The sequence below is a fragment of the Solihabitans fulvus genome, assembly GCF_008386585.1.
Lineage (GTDB): Bacteria > Actinomycetota > Actinomycetes > Mycobacteriales > Pseudonocardiaceae > Solihabitans > Solihabitans fulvus.
In genome coordinates this window covers 154,388-160,430 of record NZ_VUOB01000065.1, presented here as the reverse complement: position 1 = coordinate 160,430, position 6,043 = coordinate 154,388, and the positions used below count along the sequence as shown (strand labels likewise).

Here is a 6,043-nt window from a genome sequence, read left to right as displayed (position 1 = left end):
TTCTGTTGTTCGGTGCTCTTGGTCGACACCGTTCTAGCAGGGACTCCGTTGCCTGTTTCAGCGGGCTTGACAGCACCGCACACCCGCAAACTTCACGGCCTTGGGGCTAGCCGAGAAGGGTGGCTAGTTCTTCGGGTAGCGAGGTGTCGGCGGTGAGGGGCCTGGCGGCCAACAGCTCCGTCGCGCGTGCGTGGGTGAGGCCTGCTTCGCCGGTGAGCACCGCAATGCCGTGTGCGTGTGGGAGTCGGTTGAACCAGCCCGTTGCCACCGCGTGCTGACCATCCTTTGTCAGCGCGCCAAACAACCTCAGGCGGGCCATGCCGCCGTCCGGGTAGATGTCCAGCCGCACGTGCGTCACCTCGCGATCACCCGCGAGCCGGAACCGGTGTCGGGTGTCGGGCTGGAGCCTCGTCCTGGGCAGCACGTCGAACCACGCCGTGGGATCCGACGGGTCGGCGACGCGGCCGTCGCAGCCGACCACCGACGCCCAGCCTGGCGCGTTTCCCTTGAAGTGACTGGTGTCCAGCTCGGCCAGTCGCACCGAACCGGGGCCGGCGAGTTGCACCGACACCCAGTCGTTGCCCTCATCGCGCCGCCGGGCCGTCTCCCAGCCCTCGCCCATCACCGTGGCCTGGCCGGGGGCCAGCAGGTTGTTCGGCGCGGAGAAGAACCTGTTGCTGCACCCGGTGATCCGCGCGCCGTACTCCAGCGCGGCGAGGTCGAGCGCTCCGGCCAGCAGGAACCTCGGGTCCGCCACCGGTTCCCCGTACACCCGCAGCCGAGCTACCCCGCCGTCCGGATAGATGGTCAACCGCACGTGGGTGTACCGACGGTCGCTCGTCACGTCGAAGTAGTGCTTCTCGCCGCCGCGCAGCGACGCCTTGGGCACCACGGTTTCCCAGTCGGCCTCGGCCAGCTCCTCCCCCGACGGGTAGCCGTCCACGGCGCACGCCTCCACCGACCCGTGCGGCGGGTAGTTTCCGACGAAGAACGCGGTGTCGATGACCACGCCGCGCAGCACCCCGGGCAGGCCGAGGCGGATCACGGCGCGGTCGTCGCCGGCCTCGCGCCTCCTGCGCGTCTCCCACCCGTCGTACACCTGGCCTTTGTGGCCAAAGGTGTACGTCTGATAGATCGGCTCGGCCGGCTTGATCAGGTTCTCTCGCTCCGCGAAGAACTCGTCGTTGGCCCACACGACGCTGCCGCCGACCGCGCGCGACGCCAGGTCAGGAAGCTGGGTCCACGTCTGTTCGCTCATGCGTCTCCTCGCGTCAGCAACTGGCCGTGCGGTCGGTTTCCGGTGATTTCGTGTCCCCGCAACCAGGTTCCGCGCACGACCCCGGCCAGCGGCCGGCCGTGGTACGGGGTCACCGGGTTGCGGTGGTGGAGTCTCTCGGCGTCCACGACGAACGCCTCGTCGGGCGCAAAAACACAGAAGTCGGCGTCGTAGCCGAGGGCGATGTGTCCCTTGCGGCGCATGCCGACCAGGGCGGCCGGCCGCTCGGCCATCCAGCGCACCACGTCGACGAGCGTGTGGCCGCGCTGTCTGGCCTGTGTCCACACGGCGGGCAGGCCTAGTTGCAGGCTGGACACCCCGCCCCAGGCCACACCGAAGTCGCCGATGTCGAAGCGCTTGAGTTCCACGGTGCTCGGCGAGTGATCGCTGACCACACAGTCGATCGCGCCGTCGGACAGGCCCCGCCACAGCAGTTCACGGTTGGCCGCCTCGCGAATCGGCGGGCAACACTTGAACTGCGTGGCTCCGTCGCCGATCTCCTCGGCGGTGAAGCTCAGGTAGTGCGGGCAGGTCTCCACGGTGATGCGGACGCCGTCGCGCCGGGCCGACTCGATCATCGGCAGCGCGTCGGAACTCGACAGGTGCAGGATGTGCACCCTCGCGTCGGTGCGCCTGGCCGTCTCGATCACTTGGGCGATGGCGAGGTTCTCGGCGCCACGCGGCCGGGAGGCGAGGAAGTCCCGGTAGCGCTCGCCGTGGGCGCTCGGCGCGTGGTCGATCGCCTCGGAGTCCTCCGCGTGCACGATGGTGAGCGCACCGAATCCGGCGAGGTGGCCCATCGCGTCCGCGAGTTCGGCGGGCTGGAGATGCGGAAACTCGTCAACGCCCGAGTGCAGCAGGAAGCACTTGAAGCCGAACACACCGGCGTCGTGCAGGCCGCGCAGCTGGTCGGCGTTTCCTGGCACGATGCCGCCCCAGAAGCCGACATCCACGTGCACCTTGCCTTCGGCGGTGCGGCGCTTCACCGCGAGGGCGTCGACGTCCACGGTGGGCGGCACGCTGTTCAGCGGCATGTCGATGATGGTGGTGATGCCGCCGGCCGCAGCCGCCCTGGTGGCCGTGTCGAAGCCCTCCCATTCGGTGCGGCCGGGGTCGTTGACGTGCACGTGCGTGTCGACGAGGCCGGGCAGCAGCACGGCGTCCTCGCCGAGCTCGACGACCGTGTGGGCGTCCAGTTCGGCCTCGATGGGCTCGATCGCCACGATCCGGCCGTCGCGCACCCCCACGGCGCGGGCTACCTCGCCCGCCGAGGTGATGGTCCGGCGGGCCCGAAACACCAGGTCCAACGTCGCCACGGAACCTCGCTTTCCATATGTCGGAAGTCAGGTATCGCTTAACGAAAGAATGCGTGAGGCCGGGTGGGTGGGTCAAGGACCACTCTGGCGTTATTGGCCCACCAGCGCCCACCAGCGCCCACCGATCCACCGATGCACCGATGCACCGATGCACCGATGCACCGATGCAGGAGGCGACGAAAGGCGTGGGGCTGTACCGGGGGGCGATACCGGGGGGCTGTACCCGGGGGCCGTACTGGGGAGCTGTACCGCGGGGCGATACCCGGGTGGCTGTACCGGAGGGCGATACAAGGCGGCAGTCGCGATGGCTTGGCAGGTGAGTTGCGCGGGCCGGCGTGAGCGTGAGCGGGGGGGTGAGGCGTGCCGGTGGAGAGTGGTTGGGCGAGCGGTGGGTGTGGTCGAGGGGCGTGGTCGGGGGGTGGAAACCGGTGCGGCGCGCGCTGTTCAGTGGACGTGTGCGGGTTGGGTGGCGGGTCAGAGCCAGTCGCGGGCGATGGACTCGGCGAGGCGTTCCAGTAGGTCTGCCGCCTGGGCCAGGCACCTGGTGATGTCGGGTTCGAGGTCGGTGAGCGAGTACGCGCCGGCTATGCCCGCCGCGCGTAGGGCGTCCGGCCCTAGGAGGCAGCGGCCGGCGACCGCTACGACGGGGATGCCGGCCGCTCGGGCTGCCGAGGCGACGCCGGCGGGCGCCTTGCCTCGGAGCGTCTGCTCGTCCAGTGAGCCCTCGCCGGTGATCACCAGGCGCGCGCCGGTCATCGCCTCGGCGAAACCGACCAGGTCGAGCAGCATCTCGATGCCTGGACGGTGTCGCGCGCCGAGCACCGCCAGGGCGGCGAAGCCGATGCCGCCGGCCGCGCCTGCACTGGGCGCGTCGGCCAGGTCTCGGCCTGTCGCCGCCGCGACGACCGACGCCCAGCGGCTCAGGCTCTCCTCCAGCACCTCGACGTCCGCCGGGGTCGCACCCTTCTGCGGGGCGTAGATCGCCGCGGCGCCGTGCGGTCCCAGGAGCGGGTTGTCCACGTCGCTGGCCAGGATGAACTCCGTCGCCTCGAGGCGAATGTCCATTGTGGACAAATTAAGCTCGCGCGCGTTGCGTAGGGCTGCTCCGCCGGGGGCTTCGACACCGGTCAGGTCGGCGCCAAGCGCGGCCAGCAGGCCCGCTCCGCCGTCGGTGCACGCGCTGCCTCCCACGCCAAGCACGATTCGCTCGCAGCCCAGGTCCAGTGCGGCGCGCACCAGCTCACCGGTGCCGGCGCTGGTGGCGGTGAGCGGGGCTCGCTCCCCCTCGGCGAGGCGGGCCAGGCCCGAGGCCGCGGCCACCTCGACCACCGCGGTGCCCTCGCGGACGGCGAACGCGGCCGTCACCGGCCTGCCCACGGGACCGGTGACGGTTCGCTCCACTCTGCGGTAGCCCGCGGCCACCGCCGCGTCGACCGTGCCGTCGCCGCCGTCGGCCACCGGGAGGCACCGCACCGGAACGTCCGGCGCGACGCGGCCAAGGCCCCGCGCCACGGCCGCGGCGGCCTCGGCCGCGGTCAGCGAACCCTTGAACTTGTCCGGCGCGACCAACACGTGAGCGGACACGTACACCTCCTGGCGAGCAGTGTGGTCGCAGGGTGCCACCCGCACCGGTCGGAGCGGAACGGAACGGGTAGCGCCCTGCCGTCGGCATCGAACGTCACCCGCGCGGTTCGGGCACCGGCTCGAACTCCTTGATGGCGGCGATGGACGTGCCGTTCGCCGTGTTGGCCTCGCGCTCGATCATGATCTCGACCAGGACCGGACGGCTGGTCGACTCGGCCTGCTTGCGCGCCCACTCCAGGGCGTCCTGGATCTCGGCTGGCTGGGTGACCCGCCTGCCGGAGCAGCCGTAGGCCTCCATGATCTTGACGTTGTCCGAGCCGTTGACGTCGTAGTGGATGTCCACCTCGTACTTCATGTCGTAGGGCTGCGAGGCCATCCGGATCAGGCCGAGGTACTCGTTGTTCAGCATGATCAGCACGAACGGCACGTCGTACTGGGCGGCCACGGCCAGTTCCTCAACCAGGAACTGGAACGAGTAGTCGCCGACGACGCCGACGACCTCGGCGGTGGGGTCGCTGTGCTTGAGCGCCTTCTTCACGCCGATCGCGGCCGGGATCTCCCAGCCGAGCGGGCCGGCCTGCCCGCAGATCTGGTAGTGCCTCGGCTTGTGCGCCTTCTGATGCTGGCCGGACCAGATCTGGTACAGCCCGATGGCGGTGACGAAGTAGGTGTCCGGGCCGTAGAACTCGTTGATCTCCTTGAACACCCTCGGCGCCTTGACGGGCACATCGTCGAAGTCCTCGCGCCGGGTGAGGGTGGCTCGCAGCTCCTGGATCCTGGCGACCCACGCGCCCGGCCCGCGCGCGACGCCGCGTTGCCTGGCCAGGTCGATGACGGCGCGGAGGAACAGCCTGGTGTCGGACACGATGCCGAGGTCCGGGCCGAAGACCTTGCCGAGCTGGGTCGGTTCGATGTCGACGTGGATGAACGTCCGGTCGCCCCGGTAGGTCTCCAGGTCGCCGGTGTGCCGGTCGCCGAAGCGCGCGCCAAGCGCGAGCACCAGGTCGGACTCCAGGAACGACGCGTTGCCGTAGCGCTGCGAGGTCTGCACGCCGGTCATGCCCGCGTAGAGGGGGTGGTCCTCGTCCAGCGCGCCCTTGCCCATCAGGGTCGCCTGGACGGGAATCTGTAGGTACTCGGCGAGTTCCAGCAGTTCCTCGTGCGCCTCGCCGATGATCACGCCGCCGCCGGCCAGCAGGAGCGGGCGCTCGGCGGCGAGGAGCAGGTCGAGGGCTCGTTCGACGCGCGCGGGGTGCGGGGCGACGGGGGTCAGCGGGAGCGGCGCGTCGATCGAGGCGTCCCACTCGATCTCGTGCTTCTGGATGTCGACGGGCAGGTCGATCAGGACAGGGCCCGGGCGACCGGACCTGGCGATGCGGAACGCCTCGCGGAAGATCCACGGCGCCTGCGCAGCCTCCTTGACCTGCACGGACCACTTGGTAACCGGCTTGGCGATCTCGACGATGTCGACCGCCTGGAACGCCTCCTGGTGCAGCTTGGTGGAGACGGCCTGGCCGGTGATGCAGATCATCGGGATCGAGTCGGCGAGCGCCGTGTAGAGGCCGGTGATCATGTTGGTGCCGGCGGGGCCCGAGGTGCCGATGGCGATGCCGACCTTGCCGTTGGTGCGGGCCCAGCCGTCGGCCATGTGCGTCGCGCCCTCCTCGTGGCGGACGATCAGGTGCTCGATGGTGCCGTCGGCCTCAAGTGCCTGGTAGAACGGCAGGATCGCGGCTCCGGGGCACCCGAAGACGGTGTCGACGCCCTCGGACCTGATGACCTCGACGACCGCCTGCATCGCGGGGATCTTGGGCATGGTGTACACACCTTTCGGGGAGCGGACGGTCGGTTCCGTGGATGCTTGCCG

4 protein-coding genes are annotated in these 6,043 nt (G+C 70.1%); all 4 read right to left on the bottom strand.

Translation table 11 applies throughout. The annotated features are described in order from the left end of the window. Positions 1 to 106 precede the first annotated feature (106 nt). Positions 107 to 1,258, bottom strand: a complete 1,152-nt coding sequence (gene alc / locus F0L68_RS33085) for an allantoicase (RefSeq protein ID WP_149853801.1) — start codon at positions 1,256 to 1,258, stop codon at positions 107 to 109. After that, on the bottom strand, positions 1,255 to 2,583 hold the full coding sequence (gene allB / locus F0L68_RS33080; protein ID WP_149853820.1) for an allantoinase AllB: 1,329 nt from the start codon (positions 2,581 to 2,583) through the stop codon (positions 1,255 to 1,257). Before allB ends, alc begins: the two co-directional genes overlap by 4 nt. 483 nt (positions 2,584 to 3,066) lie before the next feature. Next, positions 3,067 to 4,182 carry a glycerate kinase gene (locus F0L68_RS33075; RefSeq protein ID WP_438672337.1) on the bottom strand — a complete coding sequence of 372 codons (1,116 nt, stop codon included), beginning with the start codon at positions 4,180 to 4,182 and terminating at the stop codon, positions 3,067 to 3,069. A gap of 88 nt (positions 4,183 to 4,270) precedes the next feature. Beyond that, positions 4,271 to 5,974: a glyoxylate carboligase gene (gene gcl / locus F0L68_RS33070; RefSeq protein WP_438672338.1), complete on the bottom strand. Its 1,704-nt coding sequence runs from the start codon at positions 5,972 to 5,974 to the stop codon at positions 4,271 to 4,273. Positions 5,975 to 6,043: the final 69 nt, after the last annotated feature.

Bases quoted from the DNA above. Each gene is read 5' to 3' on its own strand.
- gcl (WP_438672338.1), bottom strand. From the start codon at position 5,974: ATGCAGGCGGTCGTCGAGGTCATCAGGTCCGAGGGCGTCGACACCGTC.
- alc (WP_149853801.1), bottom strand. From the start codon at position 1,258: ATGAGCGAACAGACGTGGACCCAGCTTCCTGACCTGGCGTCGCGCGCG.